This window comes from Duganella aceris (genome assembly GCF_011090165.1).
GTDB lineage: Bacteria > Pseudomonadota > Gammaproteobacteria > Burkholderiales > Burkholderiaceae_D > Rugamonas > Rugamonas aceris.
In genome coordinates this window covers 554,185-578,952 of sequence record NZ_JAADJT010000002.1, presented here as the reverse complement: position 1 = coordinate 578,952, position 24,768 = coordinate 554,185, and the positions used below count along the sequence as shown (strand labels likewise).

27 protein-coding genes are annotated in these 24,768 nt (G+C 65.4%); 19 read left to right on the top strand and 8 right to left on the bottom strand.

The window, feature by feature from the left end; genetic code table 11:
* Positions 1–8: 8 nt before the first annotated feature.
* Complete coding sequence (locus tag GW587_RS07175) at positions 9–644, bottom strand: hypothetical protein (protein ID WP_166100397.1); 636 nt, start codon at positions 642–644, stop codon at positions 9–11.
* A gap of 151 nt (positions 645–795) precedes the next feature.
* Between GW587_RS07175 and GW587_RS07170 the strand changes: the two genes are divergently transcribed.
* The 9 genes from GW587_RS07170 (at position 796) to GW587_RS31200 (ending at position 11,864) form a co-directional block, all read left to right on the top strand.
* Positions 796–1,320, top strand: a complete 525-nt coding sequence (locus tag GW587_RS07170; RefSeq protein ID WP_166100395.1) for a hypothetical protein — start codon at positions 796–798, stop codon at positions 1,318–1,320.
* Positions 1,317–2,945 carry a GMC family oxidoreductase gene (locus GW587_RS07165; RefSeq protein WP_166100393.1) on the top strand — a complete coding sequence of 543 codons (1,629 nt, stop codon included), beginning with the start codon at positions 1,317–1,319 and terminating at the stop codon, positions 2,943–2,945. Before GW587_RS07170 ends, GW587_RS07165 begins: the two co-directional genes overlap by 4 nt.
* A gap of 46 nt (positions 2,946–2,991) precedes the next feature.
* A complete protein-coding gene (locus GW587_RS07160; protein WP_308495374.1) occupies positions 2,992–3,888 on the top strand; it encodes a lipase family alpha/beta hydrolase in 897 nt (298 codons plus the stop codon).
* A 135-nt stretch (positions 3,889–4,023) separates the two neighbouring features.
* The gene (locus GW587_RS07155; protein ID WP_166100387.1) at positions 4,024–7,671 is read left to right on the top strand and encodes an EAL domain-containing protein; all 3,648 of its coding nucleotides are present in this window, start codon (positions 4,024–4,026) and stop codon (positions 7,669–7,671) included.
* 2 nt (positions 7,672–7,673) lie between these two features.
* A complete protein-coding gene (locus GW587_RS07150) occupies positions 7,674–8,888 on the top strand; it encodes a DUF1444 domain-containing protein (RefSeq protein ID WP_166100384.1) in 1,215 nt (404 codons plus the stop codon).
* A gap of 131 nt (positions 8,889–9,019) precedes the next feature.
* Entirely contained in the window at positions 9,020–9,685 is a 666-nt protein-coding gene (locus GW587_RS07145; RefSeq protein WP_166100382.1) for a TetR/AcrR family transcriptional regulator, read from the top strand.
* Positions 9,686–9,702: 17 nt separating this feature from the next.
* On the top strand, positions 9,703–10,488 hold the full coding sequence (locus tag GW587_RS07140; protein ID WP_166100379.1) for a hypothetical protein: 786 nt from the start codon (positions 9,703–9,705) through the stop codon (positions 10,486–10,488).
* The gene (locus GW587_RS07135; RefSeq protein ID WP_166100376.1) at positions 10,485–11,024 is read left to right on the top strand and encodes an LOG family protein; all 540 of its coding nucleotides are present in this window, start codon (positions 10,485–10,487) and stop codon (positions 11,022–11,024) included. Before GW587_RS07140 ends, GW587_RS07135 begins: the two co-directional genes overlap by 4 nt.
* Before the next feature lie 231 nt (positions 11,025–11,255).
* Positions 11,256–11,864 (top strand): PEPxxWA-CTERM sorting domain-containing protein, encoded by a 609-nt coding sequence (locus GW587_RS31200; protein WP_229259320.1) that lies wholly within the window; start codon positions 11,256–11,258, stop codon positions 11,862–11,864.
* 43 nt (positions 11,865–11,907) lie between these two features.
* Here the strand turns inward: GW587_RS31200 and GW587_RS07125 are convergent, their stop codons facing one another.
* Positions 11,908–12,417 carry a YgjP-like metallopeptidase domain-containing protein gene (locus tag GW587_RS07125; RefSeq protein WP_166100373.1) on the bottom strand — a complete coding sequence of 170 codons (510 nt, stop codon included), beginning with the start codon at positions 12,415–12,417 and terminating at the stop codon, positions 11,908–11,910.
* Between the two features lie 105 nt (positions 12,418–12,522).
* Between GW587_RS07125 and modA the strand changes: the two genes are divergently transcribed.
* From modA to GW587_RS07105, 4 genes are read left to right on the top strand one after another with little or no spacing between them, the layout of a single operon-like run.
* Complete coding sequence (gene modA, locus GW587_RS07120; RefSeq protein ID WP_166100370.1) at positions 12,523–13,272, top strand: molybdate ABC transporter substrate-binding protein; 750 nt, start codon at positions 12,523–12,525, stop codon at positions 13,270–13,272.
* A gap of 3 nt (positions 13,273–13,275) precedes the next feature.
* Positions 13,276–13,962 carry a molybdate ABC transporter permease subunit gene (gene modB, locus GW587_RS07115; RefSeq protein WP_166100368.1) on the top strand — a complete coding sequence of 229 codons (687 nt, stop codon included), beginning with the start codon at positions 13,276–13,278 and terminating at the stop codon, positions 13,960–13,962.
* Positions 13,963–13,964: 2 nt separating this feature from the next.
* Positions 13,965–14,642, top strand: a complete 678-nt coding sequence (locus GW587_RS07110) for an ATP-binding cassette domain-containing protein (RefSeq protein ID WP_166100365.1) — start codon at positions 13,965–13,967, stop codon at positions 14,640–14,642.
* A 2-nt stretch (positions 14,643–14,644) separates the two neighbouring features.
* Positions 14,645–15,436, top strand: coding sequence for a TOBE domain-containing protein (locus GW587_RS07105; protein WP_207393382.1), 792 nt, complete (start codon positions 14,645–14,647; stop codon positions 15,434–15,436).
* Between the two features lie 98 nt (positions 15,437–15,534).
* Here GW587_RS07105 and GW587_RS07100 read toward each other — a convergent pair whose 3' ends face one another.
* Positions 15,535–16,380, bottom strand: coding sequence for an oxidoreductase (locus GW587_RS07100; protein ID WP_166100361.1), 846 nt, complete (start codon positions 16,378–16,380; stop codon positions 15,535–15,537).
* 179 nt (positions 16,381–16,559) lie between these two features.
* Between GW587_RS07100 and GW587_RS07095 the strand changes: the two genes are divergently transcribed.
* Positions 16,560–17,468: an AraC family transcriptional regulator gene (locus tag GW587_RS07095; protein WP_229259343.1), complete on the top strand. Its 909-nt coding sequence runs from the start codon at positions 16,560–16,562 to the stop codon at positions 17,466–17,468.
* A gap of 17 nt (positions 17,469–17,485) precedes the next feature.
* Here GW587_RS07095 and GW587_RS07090 read toward each other — a convergent pair whose 3' ends face one another.
* From GW587_RS07090 to GW587_RS07085, 3 genes are all read right to left on the bottom strand, one after another.
* The gene (locus GW587_RS07090) at positions 17,486–17,845 is read right to left on the bottom strand and encodes a KGG domain-containing protein (RefSeq protein ID WP_166100354.1); all 360 of its coding nucleotides are present in this window, start codon (positions 17,843–17,845) and stop codon (positions 17,486–17,488) included.
* Positions 17,846–17,927: 82 nt separating this feature from the next.
* Positions 17,928–18,053: a hypothetical protein gene (locus GW587_RS31610; protein WP_267878031.1), complete on the bottom strand. Its 126-nt coding sequence runs from the start codon at positions 18,051–18,053 to the stop codon at positions 17,928–17,930.
* An 83-nt stretch (positions 18,054–18,136) separates the two neighbouring features.
* Complete coding sequence (locus GW587_RS07085) at positions 18,137–19,165, bottom strand: NADP-dependent oxidoreductase (RefSeq protein WP_166100351.1); 1,029 nt, start codon at positions 19,163–19,165, stop codon at positions 18,137–18,139.
* A gap of 124 nt (positions 19,166–19,289) precedes the next feature.
* Here GW587_RS07085 and purU point away from each other — a divergent pair, with 124 nt between their 5' ends.
* From purU to GW587_RS07070, 3 genes are read left to right on the top strand one after another with little or no spacing between them, the layout of a single operon-like run.
* On the top strand, positions 19,290–20,159 hold the full coding sequence (gene purU, locus GW587_RS07080) for a formyltetrahydrofolate deformylase (protein ID WP_166100349.1): 870 nt from the start codon (positions 19,290–19,292) through the stop codon (positions 20,157–20,159).
* A 13-nt stretch (positions 20,160–20,172) separates the two neighbouring features.
* Complete coding sequence (locus GW587_RS07075; RefSeq protein ID WP_166100347.1) at positions 20,173–20,715, top strand: YaeQ family protein; 543 nt, start codon at positions 20,173–20,175, stop codon at positions 20,713–20,715.
* 14 nt (positions 20,716–20,729) lie between these two features.
* The gene (locus tag GW587_RS07070) at positions 20,730–21,167 is read left to right on the top strand and encodes a copper chaperone PCu(A)C (protein ID WP_166100344.1); all 438 of its coding nucleotides are present in this window, start codon (positions 20,730–20,732) and stop codon (positions 21,165–21,167) included.
* Between the two features lie 11 nt (positions 21,168–21,178).
* Here the strand turns inward: GW587_RS07070 and GW587_RS07065 are convergent, their stop codons facing one another.
* Positions 21,179–22,459, bottom strand: coding sequence for a Xaa-Pro dipeptidase (locus GW587_RS07065; protein ID WP_166100341.1), 1,281 nt, complete (start codon positions 22,457–22,459; stop codon positions 21,179–21,181).
* Between the two features lie 75 nt (positions 22,460–22,534).
* Here GW587_RS07065 and GW587_RS07060 point away from each other — a divergent pair, with 75 nt between their 5' ends.
* On the top strand, positions 22,535–23,551 hold the full coding sequence (locus GW587_RS07060; protein ID WP_166100339.1) for an Rpn family recombination-promoting nuclease/putative transposase: 1,017 nt from the start codon (positions 22,535–22,537) through the stop codon (positions 23,549–23,551).
* A gap of 99 nt (positions 23,552–23,650) precedes the next feature.
* A complete protein-coding gene (locus tag GW587_RS07055; protein WP_166100336.1) occupies positions 23,651–23,833 on the top strand; it encodes a hypothetical protein in 183 nt (60 codons plus the stop codon).
* Positions 23,834–23,852: 19 nt separating this feature from the next.
* On the opposite strand, the gene GW587_RS07050 is transcribed toward GW587_RS07055, so the two are convergent.
* Positions 23,853–24,635 (bottom strand): head GIN domain-containing protein, encoded by a 783-nt coding sequence (locus GW587_RS07050; protein ID WP_166100334.1) that lies wholly within the window; start codon positions 24,633–24,635, stop codon positions 23,853–23,855.
* Positions 24,636–24,768: the final 133 nt, after the last annotated feature.

Genomic DNA, 24,768 nt, shown 5'->3' with positions numbered 1-24,768 from the left:
GCGGCCGGCTAGGCCGAGAACCACAGGTACGCGCCCACGGCCAGCAGCGGCAGCGCGATCCACATCCACGGCGGCAGCATGTCGCGCCAGAAGGCGCCGAGCTGGGCCTTGCGTTCCTGGTCCAGCACCAGCAGCTCTTGCAGGACGGCGCTGCGCTCGCCGTCGCCGTCCGTCAACGCGTGGCGGATTTGCAGCACCCGCGCGCGCGGCAGCTGGCCGGTGTGGTCGATCCAGGCCAGGGCCGCGGCCGGCGTGGCCAGCGCCCGCTCGGGCGGTATCTTGGGCAGCAGCAGATCGTGTTCGGCTTGGGTCAACAGGCCGGTCGCGCGCAGCGTCGCCATGCTCTTGTGGTTGAGCGAACGGCCCGCGTGCGCCATCGCCGCCAGCGCCTGTTCCAGGATGTCGCCATAGCGGTCCTGTTCCTCGCCCTCGTAGACGCCGGCGACATAGGTGCAGGCGTTGCGCAGGTCCTGGTCGGAGACGATGTCGCGGCCGATCAGCCAGATCAGGTTGTCGGCCAGGCCCGGCAAGCCATCCAGCTCCGTCGCGTGCGGATCGGCCAGCGCACGCCGGTGATGCTCGGCGTTGATGATGCCGATCGATTGCAGGGTCGCGAGCGGACTGGCTTGGGTATCGAGTGTCATGGCGAGATCAAAAAAGTGAAGATTATTCATTTTATAATTTCCAGAAGCCAAGCGCCGCACCCTTGGCGACGCTGCTAGACGCAGCCCTCTATTTTTTTGCCGGGCCCGTCACGTACACTGCCAGAATAAAAATTATCAGACGGACGGAGACATGAACACCCGCAGATCTTTCCTCAAGGTCGGCGTGGCCGGCGCGTTGTTGCTCGCAGCCGGCGGCGCCGCCTATCGCTGGTCGCGACCGGCGGCCACGCCGAACCGCTTCACCCTCGACCACGACGCGCTGGCGGTGCTGGGCGCCGTGATTCCCGCCATGCTCGGGCCGGCGCTGCCGGCCGACGCGACCGCCCGCGTCGCCGCCGTGCAAGCCAGCGCCGGCCACGTGCGCGACGCCATCCTCGGCCTGCCGCTGGCGACGCAAAAAGAGGTGCAGGATCTGTTCGGCCTGCTGGCGCTGGCACCGGCGCGGCGCCTGCTGGCCGGCGTCTCCGGCGGCTGGTCGCAAGCCGAGCCGAGCGAGGTGGAAGCCTTCCTGCAAAGCTGGCGCACGCACCGCCTGGCGACGCTGCAAGTCGCCTACCTGGCGCTGCACGACCTGATCTTCGGCGCCTGGTACGCCGATCCGGCGACATGGCAGTCTATCGGCTATCCCGGTCCGCTCAAGGAGCTGACGGCATGAGCGTGATTCCGGATCCGATACAAGCCGGCCTGGCCGCCGGCTGGCGCGTCACCGACTGCGCGCAACTCACTGCCGACAGCACGCTGGAAGCGGACGTGGTGATCGTCGGCAGCGGCGCCGGCGGCGGCGTCACGGCCGAGATTCTGGCGCTGTCCGGCCTGCGCGTCATCATCGTGGAGGAGGGCGCGCTGAAGTCGTCGCGGGACTTCAAGATGCGCGAGGCGGACGCCTATCCGGCGCTGTACCAGGAATCGGCCGCGCGCAAGACGCGCGACAAGGGCATCAACATCCTGCAGGGCCGCACCGTCGGCGGCAGCACCACCGTCAACTGGACCAGCAGCTTCCGCACGCCCGACATCACGCTGGCTTACTGGAACCAGCACTTCGGTCTCAAGGACTACACGCCGGACGCGCTGGCGCCATGGTTCGGCATGATGGAGCGGCGTCTCAACATCGGCGACTGGACCGCGCCGCCCAACGAAAACAACGACCTGCTGCGGCGCGGCGCCAGCAAGCTCGACATCCCGACCGCGCTGATCCGCCGCAACGTCAACGGCTGCTGGAATCTTGGCTACTGCGGCATGGGCTGTCCGACCAACGCCAAGCAGTCGATGCTGGTCACCACCATCCCGTCGGCGCTGCGCCACGGCGCGACCTTGCTGACCCGCGCCCGCGCCGAACGGCTGGTCATCAAGGGCGACCGGGTGGCGCAGCTGGACTGCGTGGCGCTGGACGCGGCGGGCCTGGCGCCGACCGGCCGCCGCATCACGCTGCGCGCCAAGCACTATGTGCTGGCGGGCGGCGCGATCAACACGCCGGCGCTGCTGTTGCGCTCGACCGCGCCCGATCCGCACGGCTTGCTGGGCAAGCGCACCTTCCTGCATCCGACCGTGATCTCGGCCGGCGTGTTCGAGCAGCGCGTCGACGGCTACGCCGGCGCGCCGCAGACGGTGTATTCGGATCACTTCCTGCACACCGACCGCATCGACGGGCCGATGGGCTACAAGCTGGAGGCGCCGCCGCTGCACCCGCTGCTGCTGTCGACCACGATGGCCGGCTTCGGCGCGCAGCACGCGGCGATGATGCGGCAGTTCCCGCATGTGCACGCGTTGCTGGCGCTGCTACGCGACGGCTTCCACGCCGACGCGCCCGGCGGCAGCGTGGCATTGGCCGCCGGCGGCGCGCCGGTGCTCGATTATCCGATCGGCGACTTCATCTGGGACGGCGCGCGCCGCGCGCTGCTGACGATGGCCGAGATCCAGTTCGCCGCCGGCGCCAGGAGCGTCACGCCGGTGCACGAGCAGGGCCAGGCCTACACGACTTGGGCGCAGGCCAAGGCCGGCATCGACGGCCTGCCGTTCAAGCTGCTGGCGACGCGCGTGGTGTCGGCGCACGTGATGGGCGGCTGCGCGATGTCGGACGACCAGCGGCTCGGCGTGACCGGCGCCGACGGCCGCTACCATGGGCTGGCCAACGTCTCGGTGCACGACGGCTCGCTGTTCCCGACCTCGATCGGCGCCAATCCGCAGTTGTCGATCTACGCCATGGTGGCGCGGCTGGCCAGCGGCCTGGCGCGCGAGCTGACCGGCAAGCCGGCGGCGGTGCCGGTGGCCGCCGCCGCGTGACGGGCGCGCACGGCGCGGCGCGGTATCATGCGGCATGATTAAACGCATGATCATCCTGCTGCTGGTGCTCCAGGCCGGCGCCATGCTGGCGCTGGCGGCCGGCGCCCACGTCTGGTGGCATTGCGCATGGCCGGCCAGCCTGGCGCTGGGCTTCGCCGTGGTGCTGCTGGTTCGGGCGGGGATCTCGGCCAACAACTTTCTGATGAGCCGGCGCGCCGGCAGCGTCACGCCGGCCGCGCACGCGCTCGATCCGGCGCGCGCGCTCGGACTGTTCCTGCACGAATTCCTGTCCTCGATGCTGACCTCGTCGTGGTACATGCTGCATCCGATCGGCCTGCGCCTGCAGCCGCAGGCGCGCGGCTTGCCGGTGCTGCTGATCCACGGCTACGCCTGCAACAGCGGCTACTGGCTTCCGATGAGCAAGTCGCTGACCCGGGCGCGCATCAGCCACTACGGCATCGACCTGGAGCCGCCCGGCGCCGCCATCGACGACTTCGTGCCGCAGGTGCACGCGGCGGTCGAGCGGCTGTGCGCGGAAACCGGCAGCGCGCAGGTCGTCGTCGTCGGGCACAGCATGGGCGGGCTGGTGGCGCGCGCCTATCTGCGCCGGCACGGCCACGACCGCGTCGCGCGCGTGCTGACGCTCGGCACGCCGCATTACGGCACGGCGCTGGCGCACTTCGGTCCCGGCTGCAACGCGGTGCAGATGCGGCGCGGCAGCGAATGGCTTAACTTGCTGGATGCATCTGAGGCAGATTTGCAACGGACGTTGTTCATTTCCATTTATTCTGTCCACGATAACATCGTCGCGCCGCAGGATTCCAGCGCGCTGCCGGGGGCGCGCAATCTGGTGTTCGGCGCCATAGGCCACGTGGCGCTGGGGCGTCACCCGGAAATCATGCGCGCCGCGCTACAGGAAATCGAAGCCGCCGCGCGGCGGTGATTTTGTGTGAGTATTTCCGTTTCCTGTTGCTGTATGGTTATTCCCTATGAGGCGTCCACGCGGGCATCGGTTTTGCGGGTACTATGGTGAGGAAGTTGCCAAGGCCCATCAATAGAAAAGCAAGGGAGTTCCAACGTGTCAGCACGCATCCTGATCATAGAAGACAACGCCACCAACATGGAGTTGATGGTGTATTTGTTGCGCGCATTCGGCTATACGCCGCTGTCGGCCAGCGACGGCGAAGCGGGGGTGGCGGCGGCGCAGCGCGAGTTGCCCGACCTGATCATTTGCGACGTCCACCTGCCCAAGCTGGACGGCTACGGCGTGGTGGCCGCGCTGAAAGCGGACCCGGCCGTCGCGCACATCCCGGCGCTGGCGGTGACGGCGCTGGCCATGGTCGGCGACCGCGAGAAATTACTGGAGGCCGGCTTCGACGGCTACATCGGCAAACCGATCGAACCGGACACCTTCGTCACACAAATCGAGTCTTTTTTGAACGGGGCGATGTCGACCCCGCCTAAAAACGACATAGCCACGATCCTGATCGTGGACGATCACGTGCTGAACCGCGAATTCCTGATGACGCTGCTGAGCTACGGCGGCCACCGGCTGCTGGAGGCGTCCAACGGCGCCGAGGGCTTGAAGGTGGTGCAGACCGAGCGCCCGGACCTGGTGATCTCGGACATCCTGATGCCCAACATGGACGGCTATGAATTCGTCACGCGGCTGCACGCCAATCCGCACCTGGCCGACGTGCCGGTGATTTTCTACACCGCCACCTACCGCGAGCGCGAGGCGACGGCGGTGGCGCAGTCCTGCGGCGTGCGCTGGGTGCTGCCGAAGCCGTCCGATCCGGAGGTGATCCTGCGCACCGTGCACGAGGCGCTGGGCCTGGCCGCGGTGGCCGAAGAGGACGCGCTGCCGGCGTTCTCGCCGGACCCGCCGCGCGCGGGCCGCTTCGACAACATCGACCACAAGGTGGCCGAGTATCTCGACGAGCTGGAATCGAGCAGCCAGCTGATCTCGCAAATGGCGGGCGACGCCGACGCCGCCGCTGCCGCGCCGGAGAACCTGTCGCACATGACGCAGCGGCTGTCGCATTCGCTGTCGAGCCTGCAGGCGGTGAGCCTGCGCCTGACCGCGCTGATCGAGCTCGGCATCGAGCTGGGCGCCGAGCGCGACCCGGGCGCGCTGGTGGAGATCGGCTGCCGCGTGGCGCAGAACATCTGCGTCTCCAAATATGCCTGCATCGGCATGCTGGAGCAGGGCGCCACCGAGCTGGCGTATTTCGCCAGCTGCGGCGCCGGCGTGCCGACCCGGCAGATCGCCCAGACGCCGCGCGCCGGCGTGCTGCGCGGCCTGCTGGATCAGCGGCAACCGGTGCGCATCAACGACCTCAGCGGCGACCCGACCAGCATCGGCCTGCCGCCGACGCATCCGCCGGTGCACTCGTTTCTCGGCGTGCCGATCGCCTCGCGCGAGCGCACCCACGGCTGGCTGTACCTGGTCGACAAACTGGGCGCCGACGGCTTTTCCGAAGTCGACGAGCGGGTCGCCGCCACCGTCGCGGCGCAGATCTCGGTGGCCTACGAAAACCTGCTGCTGTACGACGAGATCAAGCGCCACCACGCCCAGCTGACGCTGGACATGAACGCGCGCATACGGTTGGATGAAGACCTGCGCCGCTTCCGGCTGGCGATGGACGCCACCGCCGACGCCATCTTCCTGGTCGACCGCGCCGGCATGTGCTTCGTCGACGTCAACGCCACCGCCTGCCGCATGCTCGGCTTCGAGCGCGAGGACTTCCTGCGGGTCGGCCCGAACCGCTCGCTGGAGGGCGGCCTGAACAAGCTGGAGGAGTTGTACGACAAGCTGCTGTCGGGCGACCAGAGCGGCGCCATGAGCGAGCTGCTGCTGCATCGCGGCGACGGCGCGCCGCTGGCGGTCGAGGTGCAGCGCCGCACCCTGCGCTCCGGCCCGAGCTGGATCCTGGTGGCGGTGGCGCGCGACATCACCGAGCGCAAGGAGGCCGAACAGCGCCTGCTCAAGCTGGCCCACTTCGACACGCTGACCGGCCTGCCGAACCGCAGCCAGTTCTACGATTCGCTGAGCCACTCGCTGCGCCAGGCGGCCGAGCACAAGTGGTCGCTGGCGGTACTGTTCCTCGACGTCGACCGCTTCAAGAACGTCAACGACACGCTGGGCCACACCATCGGCGACGAGCTGCTGCGCCAGTTCTCGAGCCGTCTGGTGGATTGTCTGCGGGTGCGCGACACCATCGGCCGTTTCGGCGGCGACGAGTTCGCCGCCATCCTGATGCTGCCCGAAGGCGCGCAGAACGCCATCGCGGTGGTCGACAAGATCCGCGAGGCGTTGCGCCGGCCGTTCGACCTCAAGGGCCACGAGGTGACGGTCACCGCCAGCATCGGCATTTCGGTGTATCCGGACGACGGCGTCGAGTCCGATACGCTGATCCAATACGCCGACACCGCCATGTACCGCGCCAAGGAAGCCGGGCGCGACGCCTTCCGCTTCTTCACCGCCGAAATGAATGCGCAATCGCTGGCGCGGCTGGACCTGGAGAACGCGCTGCGGCGCGCCATCGACAACGACGAATTCGTGCTGCACTTCCAGCCCAAGGTGCATATCGGCAGCGGCCGCATCAGCGGCGCCGAGGCGCTGATCCGCTGGAAGCGGCCCGGCCACGGCATGATCTCTCCGGCGCTGTTCATCCCGATCCTGGAAGAGACCGGGCTGATCGTGCGGGTCGGCACCTGGGTGATCCACGAGGCTTGCCGCAAGATCGCGCACTGGGGCAAGACCAACGTCGGCGCGGTGCAGCTGTCGGTCAACGTCTCCGGCATCCAGTTCTTCGTCGGCGGGCTGGAGGAAGAGGTGCTCAAGGCCATCCGCGAGCACGACATCGCGCCCGAGCTGCTGGAGCTGGAGCTGACCGAAAGCTCGCTGATGTCCAACGCCGAGGAAACCATCACCGTGCTGCAGAACCTGAAGGCGCTGGGGATCCAGATCTCGATCGACGACTTCGGCACCGGCTACTCGTCGCTGGCCTATCTGAAGCGCTTCCCGATCGACAAGCTGAAGATCGACATCGCCTTCGTGCGCGAAGTCACCAGCAATCCGGACGACGCCGCCATCGTGCTGGCCATCATCAACATGGCGCACAGCCTCAAGCTCAACGTCATCGCCGAGGGCGTCGAGAAGGAGGCGCAGCTGTCCTACCTGCGGCGCCACGGCTGCGACGAGATGCAGGGCTATTACTTCAGCCGGCCGCTGCCCGAGGACGAGTTCGAGGCGATGCTGCGCGAAGGCCGCTACCTGCAGGCGCCGAGCGACGAGACGCAGCAGGAACAGCAGACGCTGCTGATCGTCGACGACGACGCCTTCATGCTCGACGTGCTGACCGATTTCCTGTCGCAGGACGGCTACCGCATCCTGACCGCGCAGACCGCCGCCGAAGGTTTCGATATTCTCGCGCGCCACCGGGTGCAGGTGATCCTGTGCGACCAGTGCATGCCGCTGATGAGCGGCACCGAGTTCATGGAGCGGGTCAAGAACCTGGCGCCGGACACCTTCCGCATCATGCTGTCGGCCTACGCCGACCTGACGCCGATCATGGCCGCGATCAACCACGGCGCCATCGACCGCTTCTACACCAAGCCGTGGAAGGGCGCGGTGCTGCGGGAAAATATCCGCGAAGGCTTCCGCCTGCACGCCAGCGCGCACGGCCCGATCGAGGCGCTGGCCGAGACCGTCAAGGAATAAGCTTGGGCATTCTGGATTTCTTCCGCGCGCCGCCGTCCCCCGAGAAATTCGCCAAGCTGGCGCTGCAGGCTTTCGCCGACGGCGGCCACGGCGCGCCGCTGCGCTACGATGCCGCCGAGTTCCGGCTGGAAGGCGTCGGCGGCAGCCCGGCGATCTACAACCTGCACAATGTCTACCGCGAATACAACGCCGCGCCGCGCGCCGCCCGGCCGGCGCTGCTGGCCAACTTCGTCAAGGCCTTCGTGACCTCCGGCCTGCCGCCCACCTTCGCCGAAGCGCGCGGCGCGCTGCTGCCGGTGCTGCGCGGGCGCGGCACGCTGGAATACCTGCGGCTGGTGCCGGAGACGCTGATCGCCGGCAAACCGTACATCGACGCCAGCGCGCCGTTCAGCAGCGACAGCGTGATCATGCTGGCGTACGACAGCGAATTCTCGATCCAGACGCTGACCGGCGCCACCTTGAGCGACTGGGGCGTGTCGTTCGACGAGGCGCTGGCCGCCGCCGTCGACAACCTGCGCGACGCCACGGTGGCGAAGTTCGAGCCGGTCTCGGCCGGCCTGTACGTCGGCGCCTGGGGCGATTCCTACGACACTTCGCGCATCCTGTTCGCCGACATTTTTTATCGGTTGGAGGTTGGCGGCGAGCCGGTGGTCATGATGCCGACCCGCGATCGCTTGCTGGTGGCCTCGTCCAACAACCATGCCGGGCTGACGGCGATGCTGGCGCTGGCGCACACGCTGGCCGAGGAGGATGGGCGTGCGGTGTCGGCGTTGATGTACCGTTTCCAGAACGGCGGCGCGGTGGAATACGTGCCCGACGATGCGGAGTTGTTGGGCTCGCTGCGCAACCTGCAAAAGATCTATCTGGCGGAAGACTACGCCAGCCAGAAAAAATTGCTGGATATCCGCCATCAGCAACTCGGCATCGATGTCTTCGTCGCCAACTACACGCTGGTCGAGAAGAACGACACCGGGCGTTACGTCAGCTATGGCGTCTGGACCGACAGCGTCGATACGCTGCTGCCGGAAGTGGAGCTGGTGGCGTTGTCGACCGGCGTCGACGGCGACGAAGGGCAGACCAAGCTGGTGGCGTGGGCCGACCTGCGCGCGCAGGTCGAGGAATTGAGCCAGAGCCAGGAAGGCTACCCGGCCCGCTACCGCCTCAAGACCTTTCCCGACAAGGCGCTGATCGACGCGCTGTCCGACGCCAAATTCTGAGCCGCGCCGGGAAGCCGGCCAGCAAGGCGGCGAAAAAATAGCCGACGATCACGGTAGTTCGCGTGTGGATGTTCACCTGTACAGGACATCGGTGTTATGCTTGCAGGAGAATAAACAGAGGTTTCCTTGCTATGCTACAAAAAGCACCCCGCCGTACCCGCGAACGCATACTTGAACTGTCACTGCGCTTGTTTAATGAATTCGGCGAACCGAACATCACCACCACGGTGATCGCCGAAGAGATGAATATCTCGCCGGGGAACTTGTACTACCATTTTCGTAACAAGGACGACATCGTCAACTCGATCTTCGTCCAGTTCGAAGCCGAAATCGAACGCATCCTGACCGTGCCCAACGGCCGCCGCTCCAACATCGAGGACGTCTGGCTGTACCTGCACCTGATGTTCGAACTGATCTGGCGCTACCGCTTTTTCTACCGCGACCTGAACGACCTGCTGTCGCGCAACCGCAAGCTCGAACTGCACTTCAAGCAAATCCTGGCGCACAAGATCAAAGTGGCCAAGCAGCTGTGCGAAGACTTGCGCAGCGAGAAATCGCTGGAGGCGTCCGACAACGCCATCGACGCCATGGCCACCAATATGGTGGTGGTGGCGACTTATTGGCTGTCGTACGAATACGTGCGCAACCCGCGCAAATACAGCGAGCAGCAATCGATGGCCGATGCGCTGGCGCGCGGCTGCTACCAGGTGCTGTCGCAGATCGGCCCGTACCTGCGCAATGAGACCAGTTTGCTGTTCCAGAAACTGTCCGAAGAATATCTGAAGAAGCTGAAGTAAGCTCAACGGAGGCCGCGATGGCATGGACCCCCTTTCCGTATCCCGATCCAGCGTTCCGCTACACGCCGGAGACTTTGCGCGCCGCCTGGGCCACGCTGCATGGCGGCGACCAGGAACCGTTCCCGGCCCATCCGGCGCTGGTGCAGGCATGGATCGCGTTTCACGCCGGCGAGTTCGAACGGGCCGCGCGGCTCGGCCTGGACGTCGGCGTCAACGGCTACGCGGTGGCGCACAAGGCCATCTGCATGTACGCCAACTACCTGGAACCGAACGAAAAGAAAAAGCTGGCCACCTTCGAATGCGTGGCCGAGCGCTGTCTGAGGCAGCAGCTGGAGCAGCCGGACAATCCGTCCGGCTACTACTGGCACGCGTATGCGCTGGGCCAGTATTCGCGCGGCATCTCGGTGATGAAGGCGCTGGCGCAAGGCCTCGGCGTCAAGGTCAAGCGCAGCCTCGACACCACGGTGCGGCTGGCGCCGACCCGCGCCGACGCGCATGTCGCACTGGGCGTGTATCACGCCGAGATCATCGACAAGGCGGGCGCCGTGCTGGCCGGCCTGACCTATGGCGTCAAGAAGGAGGAGGGCTACCGCCAGTTCCAGGCCGGACTGGCGCTGAGTCCCGATTCGTCGATCGCCCGGGTCCAGTACGCGCGCGCGCTGCTGATGCTGGAAGGGAAGAAGAAGCAGGCGGAGGCGCATGCCTTGCTGGAACAGGCGGTTGGTTGCGAGGTGCGCGATGCCACCGAGCGGCTGGACCAGGCGGCGGCGCAGAAAGAACTACAAGAGGAAAAACCAGCGTGAGTAAATCGATTTGTGTGTATTGCGGCGCCAACGCCGGCGTCTCGCCCCGTTACGCCGAGGCGGCGCGTGCCTTGGGCCGGGCGATGGTGGCGCAGGATCTGGCGCTGGTCTACGGCGGCGGCAATGTCGGCCTGATGGGCATCATCGCCGACGAGGTCCTGCGCGTCGGCGGCGAGGTCACCGGCGTGATCCCGACCGCGCTGGTGGAGCGCGAGGTGGGCCACACCGGCCTGACGCGCCAGTTCATCGTCAAGGACATGCACGAGCGCAAGGCGATGATGGCGCAGTTGTCGGATGGCTTCATCGCCATGCCGGGCGGCATGGGCACGCTGGAGGAATTGTTCGAGATGCTGACCTGGTCGCAACTGGGCATCCACGCCAAGCCGATCGGCCTGCTCAACGTCGACGGTTTTTATGACGGCTTGGCCGGCTTCATTCGGCATGCCACCGAGCAAGGCTTCATCCGCCCGCAGCACGCCACCTTGATGATGGTCGAGGCCGAACCGGAAGCGCTGTTGCAGCGCCTGTCGCGTTGACACAACGTTACTCCTAGGCACTTCATGATGTTTTTTTGGCTCCATGCCCCACAAGCATTTCCGAACTGAACAATACGGTTTTCAAGCGATAATAAATTGAAAATATTTATGTCAATTTGGAATGTTTCGTGATTTACTTGCAAGTATCGGCCTCGCCCAGACATCGCGGACCGGACAAGATGGACTGCAAGCAGGTCCGGAACCATAAAAACTTCGCTTTGGAGTATTGCCTTGAAAACTACGCTCAACTTGCTGAAAACCGCCGCCGCAGCCGCGACCCTGCTGACCGCCGTCGGAGCACAAGCGACCACCATCGATTTCGATGCCGCATCGGTCAGCCAACTCAACCATATCAATTGGTTGGGCAGTTCTTTCGGAAGCAGCTATACCGAAGACGGTTTCACGCTGCAAAGTTCGGGGCCTTTCCCGGTCAACTCGCTCGTCGTCGCGGATATCACCTACAACGCCGGCTCGTACGCGATGGCCGCCACCTCGCTTGCCACCACCACGCTGACCGCGGGCTCGGCTTTCTCGATCGGCTCGATCGATCTGCTGCGCGCGCCGAGCTTCTCCAACTGGACCGTGACGTTCACCGGCACCAAGGCGGATTCGTCGACGGTGATGCAGTCGTTCACGCTCAACACCGCCAACTGGAAGACCTTCACCTTCGGCTCATCCTTCACCAACCTGACCTCGCTGTCGTGGAACGAAGGACTGGTGCGCATCTACGCGTTCGATAACATCAATGTGACCGCCGTGCCGGAACCGGAGACCTACGCCATGCTGCTGGGCGGCCTGGGCCTGGTCGGTTTCGCCGCGCGTCGCCGCAAGTCCGCCTGAGCGATCCGGCACCCGTGAAAAACCGCTGTCCGCAGCGGTTTTTTTACGTCCAGAGTTTGCGCCCCTCGGTGTCGAGCTGGGTGAGGTACAGCCGCAGGTCGAACTCGTACTGATGATAGTTCGGCTCCATATAGGTGCACAGTTTGTAGAAGGCCTTGTCGTGCTGCTTTTCCTTCACGTGTGCCAGCTCATGCACGGCGATCATGCGCAGGAACTCCAGCGGCACTTCCTTGAACATGGTGGCGACGCGGATCTCGTGCTTGGCCTTGAGCTTGCCGCCCTGGACGCGCGAGATCGAGGTGTGCAAGCCCAGCGCGTGGTTGATCACGTGGATCTTGCTGTCGTACTCGACCTTGTTGATCGGCTCGGCGTTGCGCAGATACTCGGTCTTCAATTCCTGCACGTACTGGTACAGCGCGCGGTCGGTGCGCAGGTCGTGCGGCTTGCTGTAGCGCTTGAGCAGCACCTCGCCGAGCTTGTTCTGGGCGATCAGCTGCGACACTTGCTGCTGCGTTTGTTCGGAATAGGCGCTGAGGTACTTCAGGGAGGACATGACGGAGCTGGGAAGGTGGCGAGCCGAGACTGTACCACAGCACCGGCCACGCCGAATCGCTATATAATTGAGTATATTGCGGTTTAATTATCCTTGGGAGATGCGATGCGAGTGTTGAAAGCGGGTGTGGCGGTGGTACTGGTGGCGCTGGGTGCGACGGCGTCGGCGACGGATATCACGGTGTCGGCGGCGGCCAGCCTGACCAACGCCTTCAAGGAAATCGGCGCCGCCTACGAGCAGCAGCACACGGGCGACAAGGTGCTGTTCAACTTCGCCGCCTCCGACCCGCTGGTGCAGCAGATCAGCAAGGGCGCACCGGTCGACGTGTTCGCCTCCGCCGACCAGGACGCGATGGACAAGGCCGACGGCCTCAAGCTGCTGGCCGCCGGCACGCGCAAGAATTTCGCCTCGAACAGCCTGGTGCTGATCGCGCCGATCGCCGGCAAGGTCGCGATCAAGGGCGTCAACGACCTGGCGCTGCCGGCCGTCACCCACGTCACGCTGGGCAACCCGGCCAGCGTGCCGGTGGGCCGCTACACCAAGGCCGCGCTGGAGCAGGCCAAGCTGTGGGCGGCGGTCGAGCCCAAGGCCATCCTCGGCACCTCGGTGCGGCAATGCCTGGACTACGTCGCGCGCGGCGAAGTCGACGCCGGCTTCGTCTACGCCACCGACGCCGCCATCATCAAGGACAAGGTCAAGGTGATCGCCACCATCCCGACCGAAACCCCGGTCACGTATCCGATCGCGGTGATCGCCGCCGGCCCGCAAGCCGCCGCCGGCCGCCAGTTCGCCGATTTCGTGCAGGCGCCGGCGGGTCAGGCGATCCTGGCCAAGTACGGTTTCGGCCGCCCGTAAGCGGTGGGGGGATTTCTCGCCGAACCGGCCTGGATCGCGTTGCGGCTGTCGCTCAAGGTGGCCTGCTGGGCGACCTTGATCGATATCGTGCTGGGCGTGGCGATCGGCTACCTGCTGGCGCGCAAGCGCTTTCCCGGCCGCGAGCTGCTGGACGCGGTGCTGACGCTGCCGATGGTGATGCCGCCGACCGTGCTGGGCTACTACCTGCTGGTGCTGATCGGCCGTAACGGTCCGATCGGCGCCTGGTTGCAGCAGCACTTCGGCATCAATCTGATTTTCACCTGGCAGGCGGCGGTGATCGCGGCGGCGGTGGTGGCGTTTCCGTTGGTGCTGAAGGGCGCGCGGGCCGCGTTCGAGGCGGTCGATACGCAGTATGAACAGGCGGCGCGGGTGCTGGGCATCGCGCCGTTCGGCGTGTTCCTGCGCGTGACGCTGCCGCTGGCCTGGCGCGGCGTGCTGGGCGGCACCTTGCTGGCCTTCGCCCGCTCGATGGGCGAGTTCGGCGCCACGCTGATGGTGGCCGGCAGCATTCCCGGCAAGACGCAAACCTTGTCGATCGCCGTGTACGAAGCCGTGCAGGCGGGGCAGGACGACACCGCCAACCTGTTGGTCATCATCACCTCCGTGGTTTGCGTGGTGGTGCTGGTCGCCGCCAACAAACTGACGCCCAACCGCAATCCGCAGGCATGAGCATGCAAATCGAAGTCGACATCGGCAAGACCCTGCGTTCCGACGGACGCGAATTCCGCCTGCAGGCGCGCTTCGCCTCGGACAGCGGGCGGGTGGTGATCTACGGCGAGTCGGGCGCCGGCAAGAGCCAGCTGCTGAAGGCGGTGGCCGGGCTGATGACGCCGGACCGGGGCCGCATCGTGGTCGCCGGCCGCTGTCTGTTCGACAGCGAGGCCGGGATCGACGTGGCGGCGCAGCGGCGCCAGGTCGCGTATCTGTTCCAGGACTACGCGCTGTTTCCCCATCTGAACGTTCGGCAGAACATCGCCTTCGGCTTGCAGCGCGGCTGGCGCAATCCGCTGTCGCGGGTGGACGGCGATGCGGTGCGCTACTGGCTGGCCGCGTTCGAGCTGGAGCATGTGGCGCAGCAGTTTCCACATCAATTGTCCGGCGGCCAACGGCAGCGGGTGGCGCTGGCGCGCGCGCTGGCGCCGCATCCGACCGCGCTGCTGCTGGACGAGCCGTTCGCCGCGCTCGATCCGGCGTTGCGCGGACGCATGCGCGCCGAGCTGGACGCCCTGCAACGGCGGCTGGCGATTCCGATGATCCTGATCACCCATGATCCGGAGGACGTGCAGGCCTTCGGCGATCACGTGATGCGGATGGAAAATGGTAGCATCGCGGTCATGGAGGCGGCATGACAATGGAATTGCAGGGCAATGTGTGGATGACGATCGACGGCCAGAAGCTGGGCGGGCAGGATCGCGTCGAGTTGCTGGCGGCGGTGGCGCAGCAGGGTTCGATCACTGCGGCCGCCAAGGCGGTCGGCATCAGCTACAAGGGGGCATGGGACGCGATCGAGGCGATGAACAATCTCGCCGGCGAGCCGCTGGTCGAGCGCGCGGCCGGCGGCAAGGGCGGCGGCGGGACGCGGCTGACCGCGCGCGGCGCGCAGCTGGTGGAGAACTTCCGCAAGATCGATGCGGCGCACCGGCAGTTCGTGGCGCACCTGAGCGGCCAGTCGCATGCGCTGGCCGACGATTTCCTGTTGATACAGAGGATGAAGATGAAGACCAGTGCACGCAATCAATTCAGTGGCAAGGTGGTGGCGTTGAAGCAGGGCGCGGTCAATGACGAGGTGGTGTTGGAGATCGTGGGCGGCGAGCGGATCGTGGCCACCATCACCCGCGACAGCAGCGACAGCCTGGGACTGGCGGTTGGCGTCGAGGCGTTTGCGCTGATCAAGGCGTCGTCGGTGATTGTGGTGACCGAGTTGGGCGGGGCGAAATTCTCCGCGCGCAACAGCTTGGCCGGCAAGATCACGCGGGTGCAGGTTGGTGCGGTGAATACCGAAGTCAGCATCGAGTTGCCGGGCGGCGGCACCATCGCCGCCATCGTCACCCGCGAAAGCGGCGACAACCTGGCGCTGGCGGAAGGCGGCGACGCCACCGCCATCTTCAAGGCGTCCAGCGTCATCATCGGCACGCCGGCTTAAGCGGCCATCGGCGTCGGCCCGAGCGGCCATCGGCTTCCCATCGGCGCCGGCACAAGCGGCCATCGGCTTCCCCATCGGCGCATGTGTCGGCCATCGGCTTACGCGTCGGCGTCTGGGTCTGCGTCGGTCGAGCGGGTCAGCGCCTCCCAGGCATCAAACTCGCTCGACAGCTGCGTTAGCTTGTCGCGCACCAGGGCCAGCGCATCGCTGCCGAGCAGCAGGTGGGCCGGCGGTTCGGGGCTGTCGACCAGCGCCAGTATCGCCTGCGCCGCCTTGGCCGGATCGCCCGGCTGCTTGCCGCTGCGCTGCGCGCGCGTGTCGCGGATCGGATCGAACAAGCTGTCGTAGTCGGCGATGCTGCGCTCCGAACGCACCATCGAGCGGCCCGCCCAGTCGGTGCGGAACGAGCCGGGCGCGACAGCCGTGACATGCACGCCGAATTGCCTCACCTCCTTGCCGACCGCTTCTGAAATCCCCTCCAGCGCAAACTTGCTGCCCGCATAGTAGGCGATGCCCGGCATGGTGAGGAAACCGCCCATCGACGTGATATTGACGATATGCCCGCTGCGACGCGTGCGAAAATGCGGCAACAAAGCCTTCATCATCGCCACCGCGCCGAACACGTTGACGTCGAACTGCCGCCGCATCTCGTCCAGCGGCGATTCCTCCAGGATGCCCTCGTGGCCGTAGCCGGCGTTGTTGACCAGCACATCCACCGGCCCTGCGTCGGCCAGCGCCCGCGCCACCACGCCGTCGATGGCGTCGAATTGGGTAACGTCGAGTACATAGCCGAAGGCGCGGCCGGAATGGCCGGCCTCGAAGGCCACGCGCGCCGGCTCGTTGCGGACGGTGCCGATCACCTTGTGGCCGGCCGCCAGCGCGGCTTCGGCCAAGGCGCGGCCAAAGCCGCTGCTGACGCCGGTGATGAAGTATGTCTTGTGCATGCTGTTTTCCTTTCGATCAGTGATGACCGCCATGGTAGTCAGACGCGTGCCGCGCGCCTATGTCCGAAGCTCTGCATCATTTGCCTGATTCTCTGAGTGGCGGCTGGAGGCGTCTTTTCAGGCTTACAATCGGCCAGATCGAATGGGAGGAAGTTTTGGCGAAACAACTACAACGGCGCATGGTGGCCTTGATGCGGCGGCTGGCCCCGGTGGAAGGCTACAACCTGGCCGCGCTGCCGGACGTGCGCTTGCTGCGCTCCGACCGCCCGCTGAGCCGCACGCCGGTGCTGTACGAGCCGGGCATCGTCATCGTCTGCCAGGGCCGCAAGCGCGGCTTTCTCGGCGAGCAGGTCTACGTGTACGACGCGCAGCACTATCTGGCGGTCGCGGTGCCCGTGCCGTTTTCCATGGAGACCGAGGCCAGCGCCGAGGAGCCGCTGCTGGCGATCTATTTGCGGCTGGATTTCCAGCTCACCGCCGACCTGCTGCTGGAACTGGAGGAGCAGGGCTTGGCCGTGCAGGCCGAACCGCAAGGCATGATGTCGACGGCGATGGACGAACGCCTCGGCGCTTCGGTGCTGCGCCTGCTCGACGCGATGCAGGATCCGCTGGAAACCGCCATGCTCGGCCCGGCGCTGGTGCGCGAAATCTACTTCCGCGTGCTGACCAGCAAGCAGGGCGCCGCGATGCGTGCGGCCTTGATGCAGCAGGGACGCTTCGCGACGATCGCGCGAGCGCTGCGCAAGATCCACGCGTCGTTCAGCGACGCGCTCGACGTCGATCAACTGGCCGGCGAAGCCAATATGAGTGTGGCGACGTTTCATCATCACTTCAAGGCGGTCACCAGCACCTCGCCGATGCAGTATTTGAAATCGACCCGCCTGCATCAGGCGCGGCTGCTGATGATCCGCAACGAGATCTCGGTCGCGGCGGCCTGCGCCCAGGTCGGCTACGAAAGCGCGTCGCAGTTCAGCCGCGAGTTCAAGCGGCTGTTCGGCCGCAGTCCGGTGGAGGAGGTCGAGCGCATGCGCAAGACCTTCGCGATGCCGGATCCGCAGTCATCGCCGTGGTATGTCGCGGCGCACTAGCGACTAGCGATGCAGGCTTACTTGCCGCTCTGGCGGTTGCCGCCCTTGGCAGCTTGTTCTGAGCCGGCGTTGCGCGCCAGCCCGGCCGCGTTGGTTTTCTCGGCATTGGCGCGCGCGGCGGACTGCCGGCTCTCGCCGCCCTTGCGGCCGATCTGCGCCATGTGTTCGCGGTCGCGGCTGACGGCCTCGCCGCCTTTTTGGCCGGCGCGGCGCGCCTCCTCCGAATCGAATTCGTGTGCCGTGCCTTTCTGGTGCGCGGCTTGCCCGCCCTTGCTGGCGATGCTGCGCTGGGTCGCCTCGTCCATCGCCGCGAAACCGCGCTTGGCGGTGCTTTTGGGTTTGCCTTGATTGTTATCGTTACCTGAGTTGCTAGCCATGGATGCCTCCTGATGAGATGCAACCGGCCAGGCTGGCCGGTTGCTCTGCATGATTAGAGGTGCAAGGTTGACGGAAGTTCCATCAATGGCGTATCTGGTTGGCCGGCTGGTACTCGGCCATTTTCTCGGCGGCGCGGACGGTTTGCTCGCGCGCCTCGTGCATGAATTCCTCGGCCAGCGTGGTGGCCGAGCGGCTCACGGCCGGCATGTGGGCTGGTCATGGTGACCTCGACGTTATCCGGATGAATAGGGATAGACGCCGAGGTTGCGGGAAGGTTCCCGGCTTTTTAATCAGGCTTCGGCGACCTGCAACACCAGCTTGCCGAAGTTCTTCCCTTCGAACAGCATGTTGAGCGCCGACGGGAAGTTCTCCAGGCCCTGGACGACGTCTTCCTTGCTCTTGATCTTGCCGTCCTTGAGCCACTTGCCCAGCGCCGCCACGCCCAGGTGGTAGCGGTCGGCGTAGTCGAACACCACGATGCCTTCCATACGCGCCCGGTTGACCAGCAGCGACAGGTAGTTGGCCGGACCCTTGACCGCCGTGGTGTTGTTGTACTGCGAGATCGCGCCGCAGATGACGATGCGCGCCTTCATGTTGATGCGGGTGAGCACGGTGTCGAGGATCTCGCCGCCGACGTTGTCGAAGTAGACGTCCACGCCCTGCGGGCAGTGCTGCTTCAGGCCGTCCTTGACCGAACCGCCCTTGTAGTCGATGCAGGCGTCGAAGCCGAGCTCATTGACCACGAAATCGCACTTCTCCTTGCCGCCGGCGATGCCGACCACGCGGCAGCCCAGCTGCTTGGCGACCTGGCCGACGGTCTGGCCGACCGCGCCGGCCGCGCCGGACACCACCACCGTTTCGCCGGCCTTCGGCTGGCCCGATTCGAGCAGGCCGAAGTAGGCGGTCATGCCGGGCATGCCGAGCGTGTTCAGGTAGGTGGTCAGCGGCGCCAGACGCGGATCGATCTTGTGGAAGCTGGCGCTCTTGTCGTCGGCCGCGCCGATCCAGAAGCGCTGCACGCCGACGCCGCCCGATACGTGATCGCCGGCCGCGAACTTCGGCGACTTCGACTCGACCACCACGCCGACGCCGCCGGCACGCATCACCTCGCCGATCGCCACCGGGCGGATATAGGATTTGGCGTCGTTCATCCAGCCGCGCATGGCCGGGTCGAGCGACAGGTACAGCACCTTGACCAGCATCTCGCCATCGGCCAGCGGGCGCAGCGGTTCGCTGACCTGCTGCCAGTCGCTGTCCTTGACCATGCCGACCGGCCGGGCGGCCAGGCGGAATTGCAGATTTGTCTCGTTGTTCGTCATCTTATTTCTCCGGAAAGAGTGTGTGGGCCACTATATCGCAAATTGCACGATCGTGCTATTTTTGTCGCATCCGCCCAGCCGTGCGACAATACCGCTCCTTGTTTGACCTCTCACTATGGCGGCCATGAGCAATCCCGAATACATTTTGACTCTCTCTTGCCTGGATCAGCGCGGAATCGTTCATCGCGTATCGGGTTTCCTGGCCGAGCACGGCTGCAACATCATCGACTCCGCGCAGTTCGGCGACGGCGAATCGAAGCTGTTCTTCATGCGCGTGCACTTCGCGCGCGAGGACAGCCACGTCAACGATGAATTGCTGCGGGCCGACTTCGGCCTGCTGGCCGCCGACATGAAGCTGGACTGGGAGCTGCGCGACGCCCATTACAAGCCGCGCGTGATGCTGATGGTATCGAAGATCGGCCATTGCCTCAACGACCTGCTGTTCCGCTACAAGAGCGGGCTGCTGCCGGTGGAGATCCCGGCCATCGTGTCGAACCACATGGATTTCTACCAGCTGGCCGCCAGCTACAACATCCCGTTCCACCATCTGCCGCTGGCCGCCGGCGCGCCGCAGGAAGCCAAGCTGGCGCAGGAAGCCAGGATCATCGAGTTGATGAACACGCACCAGGTCGACCTGGTGGTGCTGGCGCGCTACATGCAGATCCTGTCGCCCGGCCTGTGCACGGCGCTGAAAGGGAAGGCGATCAACATCCACCATTCCTTCCTGCCGAGCTTCAAGGGCGCCAAGCCTTACGCGCAGGCGCACCATCGCGGCGTCAAGCTGATCGGCGCCACCGCCCACTTCGTCACCGGCGACCTGGACGAAGGCCCGATCATCGAGCAGGACGTCGAGCGGGTCGACCACTCGATGGACGCCGAGACGCTGTCGGCCATCGGCCGCGACGTCGAGTGCGTGGTGCTGGCGCGCGCGGTCAAGTGGTTCGTCGAACACCGCATTTTGCAGAACGGCGACAAGACCGTCGTCTTTAAATAACCCCGGAATCCAGATGGCCCTCAAAGCAACAATCTACAAAGCTGATTTACAAATTGCGGACATGGACCGCAATTTCTACGAAACCCAGGCGCTGACCCTGGCGCGTCATCCGTCCGAAACCGACGAACGCATGATGGTGCGCCTGATCGCCTTCGCGATCCACGCCAACGAAGCGCTGACCTTCACCAAGGGCCTGTTCGACGTCGAGGAGCCGGACCTGTGGCAGAAGGATTTGACCGGCGCCATCGAGCTGTCGATCGAGGTCGGCCAGCCGGACGAGAAGGTGATCCTGAAGGCCTGCGGCCGTTCCGAGCACGTGGTGGTGTACAGCTACTCGGCCACCAGCCACATCTGGTGGAAGGCGCTGGCCAACAAGGTCGAGCGCTGCAAGAACCTGACCGTGATCAACCTGGACTCGGAAGCCACCGAGCAGCTGGCCAAGATGGCGCAGCGCTCGATGCAGCTACAATGCACGATCCAGGACGGCCAGATCTGGCTGACCGACGGCGTCACCACGGTGGAAGTCGGCCGCGAGACGCTGAAGGCCGAGCGCTGATCTATAATCGGCGGATGAAAACCATCCTTCTTGCCGCATTGTTGGCGGCCGCCGCGCCGCTGGCGCTGGCCCAGGTCGATGTGCGCGACGCGTGGATACGCGCCACCGTGCCGTCGGCCAAGGCCAGTGGCCTGTTCATGCGCCTGACGTCGAGCCAGGATACGCAGCTGGTGACGGTGAGTTCCAGCGTGGCCGGCACGGCCGAAATCCATCAGATGAAGATGGAAGGCCAGATGATGCGCATGCATCCGGTCGAGGCGATCGACCTGCCGGCCGGGTTGCCGGTCGATCTGGCGGCGGGCGGCTATCACATCATGCTGATGGACCTGAAGCGCCAGTTGAGGCCGGGCGACTCGATCCCGGTCACGCTGATGTTCCGCAAAAAAGGCAAGCTCAACGACACCGTCACGCTGCAGGTGACGGTGAAGCCGCTGAACTACACTCCCCGATAGGCCGGGCGGTCTTACTTGACCACTGCGCCGCCTTTCATCACCCACTGGACCCGCTCCAGCACCTTCACATCCTTCAAGGGCTCGCCGTCGACGGCGATCAGATCGGCGAACTTGCCGGCTTCGATGGTGCCTACCTTGTCGGTCCAGCCGAGCAGGTCGCTGGCGTTCAGCGTCGCGGTGCGGATCGCCTGGATCGGTGTCATGCCCAGCTTGACCAGCACCGCGAACTCGCGCGCGTTCAGGCCGTGCGGGTAGACGGCGGCGTCGGTGCCGAAGGCGATCGGCACGCCGGCCTTGATGGCGCGGCCGATGTTGACGCGCGCCAGCGGCAGTACCACCTTGGCTTTGTCCAGCAGCGGCTGGGGCAGCTTGATCGCCTCGGCGTTCTCGATCAGCCAGTCGCCCAGGTACAGGGTCGGCACCAGGTAGGTCTTGTGCTCCTTCATCAGCTTGATGCCCTCGTCGTCGATGTAGGAGCCGTGTTCGATCGAATCGATCCCGGCCAGCACCGACAGCTTGATGCCGTCGCCGCCGTGGGCGTGGGCGGCGGCCTTGCGGCCGAGGCGGTGGGCGTCGCCGATGATGGCCTTCAATTCCTCCAGCGTGTATTGCGAGGTGCGCGGATCGTCGCCGAAGGACAGCACGCCGCCGGTGGCGCAGATCTTGATGACGTCGGCGCCGTATTTGATGTTGCGGCGGGTGACCTTGAGCGCCTCGTCGACGCCGTCGGCGACGCCGAGCGAGGTCGCTTTGTATTGCGGCGCGTGCATGGTGTCGTCGCAATGGCCGCCGGTGATGCCGAGCGGCGGGCCGGAGGCGGCGATGCGCGGGCCGGGCACATCGCCGTTGTTGATGGCGTCGCGCAGCGCGATGTCGGCATAGCCGTCGGCGCCGACGTCGCGGATGCTGGTGAAGCCGGCGCGCAGTGTGGTCAGCGCGTTCCTGGCGCCGGCCAGCGCCATGCGCGGAATCGAGATGGCGACGATACTGTAGCCGGCGTCTTCCGGATTGCCGGTGATGTGGGTGTGGGTGTCGATCAGGCCGGGGAGCAGGGTCTTGTTGCCGAGGTCGATGATGTCGGCGCCTTGCGGGATGGCGAGGTTGGCGCCGGCGGCGGTGATGCGTTCGCCGCTGATCAACACCACCGCGTTGTCGACCAGCGCGCCGCTGCGCACATCGACCATGTGGGCGGCTTTGACGGCGATGACGGGGGCGGCGTGGGCGGCGGCGCAGGCCAGCAACAGAACGGGCAGCGCGAAGGCGCGGCGGATGGACGAGGTCGTGACGTTCAAGTATTTCTCCCCAAAGTTATTGTCTTGTTGAGGCAAGCGTACCCGTCAACGGGGCCGAACGCTAGAATATTTTGCATGAAAGCCAACAGCGACACACTTTACAAGCAGCTCTTCGCACATCCCGAGATCGTGCGCGACCTTCTGGCAGGCTTCCTGAGCGGCGAGTGGGCGCGGCGGTTGGAGGTCGACGCGTTCGAACGCGTGAACGCCAGCTATGCGAGCGACCACGGCACGACGCGCCATGACGACGTCGTCTGGCGCGCACGAATTGGCGGGGATTGGGTCTATGTCTACATCCTGCTCGAATTTCAGACGCGGCCGGACCGGTGGATGGCGTTGCGGATGCAGGTGTATGTCGGCCTGCTGTACCAGGATCTGGTGGCGCAGCGCAGGCTGAGCAAACACGGCAAGCTGCCGCCGGTGCTCCCGATCGTGCTGTACCGAGGCCGCAGCCCCTGGCATGCCGCCACGGCGTTGGCGGAATTGATGTTGCCGGCGCCCGATGGGCTGCAGCATCTGCAAGCGCAGCAACAATATCTGCTGATCGATCAGCACCACCGCGGTTGCTCCGACCAGCAAGGCAATGTGGTGGCGATCTTGTTTCGCTTGATGCGTTCCCGCACCGATGCCGAAATGCGTACCGCTTTAGGTTTGTTCACCGAGCGGATGAGCGCGCCGGACATGCGCGCGGCGCGGGACACTCTTACGCGTTGGCTAGGGATGACCTTGCAGGAGGAATTTAGCGAGACTAGTATAAATTTAGAGGAGGAGCCGACCATGTTATTCGATAAAAAATTCAAACGTTACGAAGACCTGTTGGAATACGAAGCCATCGAAAGAGGCCGTGCCAAGGGGCGAGAGGAAGGACGGCAAGAGGGACGGCAAGAGGGGCGACAAGAGGGGCGACGAGAAGGACTGCAAGAAGGGCTGCAAGAAGGACGCACGATCGCGTTGCGAAACCTCTTACAAGAGCTTATCAGCAGTGACTCTGCTTCGGTGGACGTCTCCGAGCAAATATCCTCGGCCGATTCGGAGCAGCTGCAGGCTTGGATCAAATCGCTGGTCAAGGGCGGCAAGCCCGCCGAAGGCTGATCGCCAGCCTTGCTCCTACAAGCGTCGCCGCTGTTCTCCTATGGCTTGGCGGCGCTCGCTTAGTCATGATGGCTCTGCATCCACAAATGAGGTGACATCATGAAAAATCCGTTTATGAGCGCGTTTCTCAGCGCCGCCAACCGCGTCGCCGGCACCGCCCGCGCGCAGGCCACGGCGGCGGTCAAGCGCGAGGCGGCGAAGAACACCCGGCAGTGGACTGATGCCTGGGTGAACGCCATGACCCTGACGCCCAAGCGCAAACGCAAACGCGCCGGCAAGTGACCATGCGGCGCGGCGCCGCTTACTGCGGCGAACCGCCCAACCGCTTTATCGTGCCCGAGCCAACCACGCTCTTGCTCACCGACGGATCGCCGTAATAGGCGATGTCGCCCGAACCCGCTACGCTCAGGTTCAGCGACTTCGCCGCCCACACCGTCGCCTGGCCCGACCCGCCGATGCTGACCGCCGCCGTGCGCGCCGCCAGATGCTCCGCCTGCACCCGGCCCGAGCCACCGATCGACACCTGCATGCGCTCGGTATTGCCGCTGGCCTTTAGATCACCGCTGCCACCCAGCGCCACCGTCACCGATTCACTCTGGATGTCGCGCAGATTGATCGAACCCGAACCGCCGACATTGACCGCCAGATTCTCGACCCGCAACTGGTTGGCGTCGACCGAGCCCGACCCCGCCACCGAAATCTTGTCCAGGGTCCGCACCTGCACCACGATTTTCATGTTGCGGGTGTCCAGGTTCATGTCCTTGCGCACCGGCCGGATGCGCAGCGTGCCGCCCTCGACCACCGTTTCGATCAGCGGCACGATGTTGTCGTCGGACTCGACGCTGACGCTTTCCGTCGCGCCCATGCGGATCTCGACGTTGCCGCCGACGCTGGTGGCCAGCGCGCTGAAGCGGCCCACGTCGCGGTTCTGCTTGACGATCTTGCCGTTGCCCTGGACCCGCTCGCCGCCGCCGAGCCAGCTCAATGGCCCGGCGTTGACGACGTTGATCGGCGCCGCGAGCGCCAACAGGCCGGCGGCAAGGAACAGGGTGCGCAGGATGCGGCGGGTGGCTGGCTGGGTCATATTGCTCTCCTTCGTTAGTGTATGGATAGGGAGTCTACGGACTCGCCGCGCCCGGCGAAACCCGGCTGCGACGAACTGCACACTGGGCGGCCTGGAATGCGCCCAGCCGGGAACCAGCGGCGCATGAGGTATC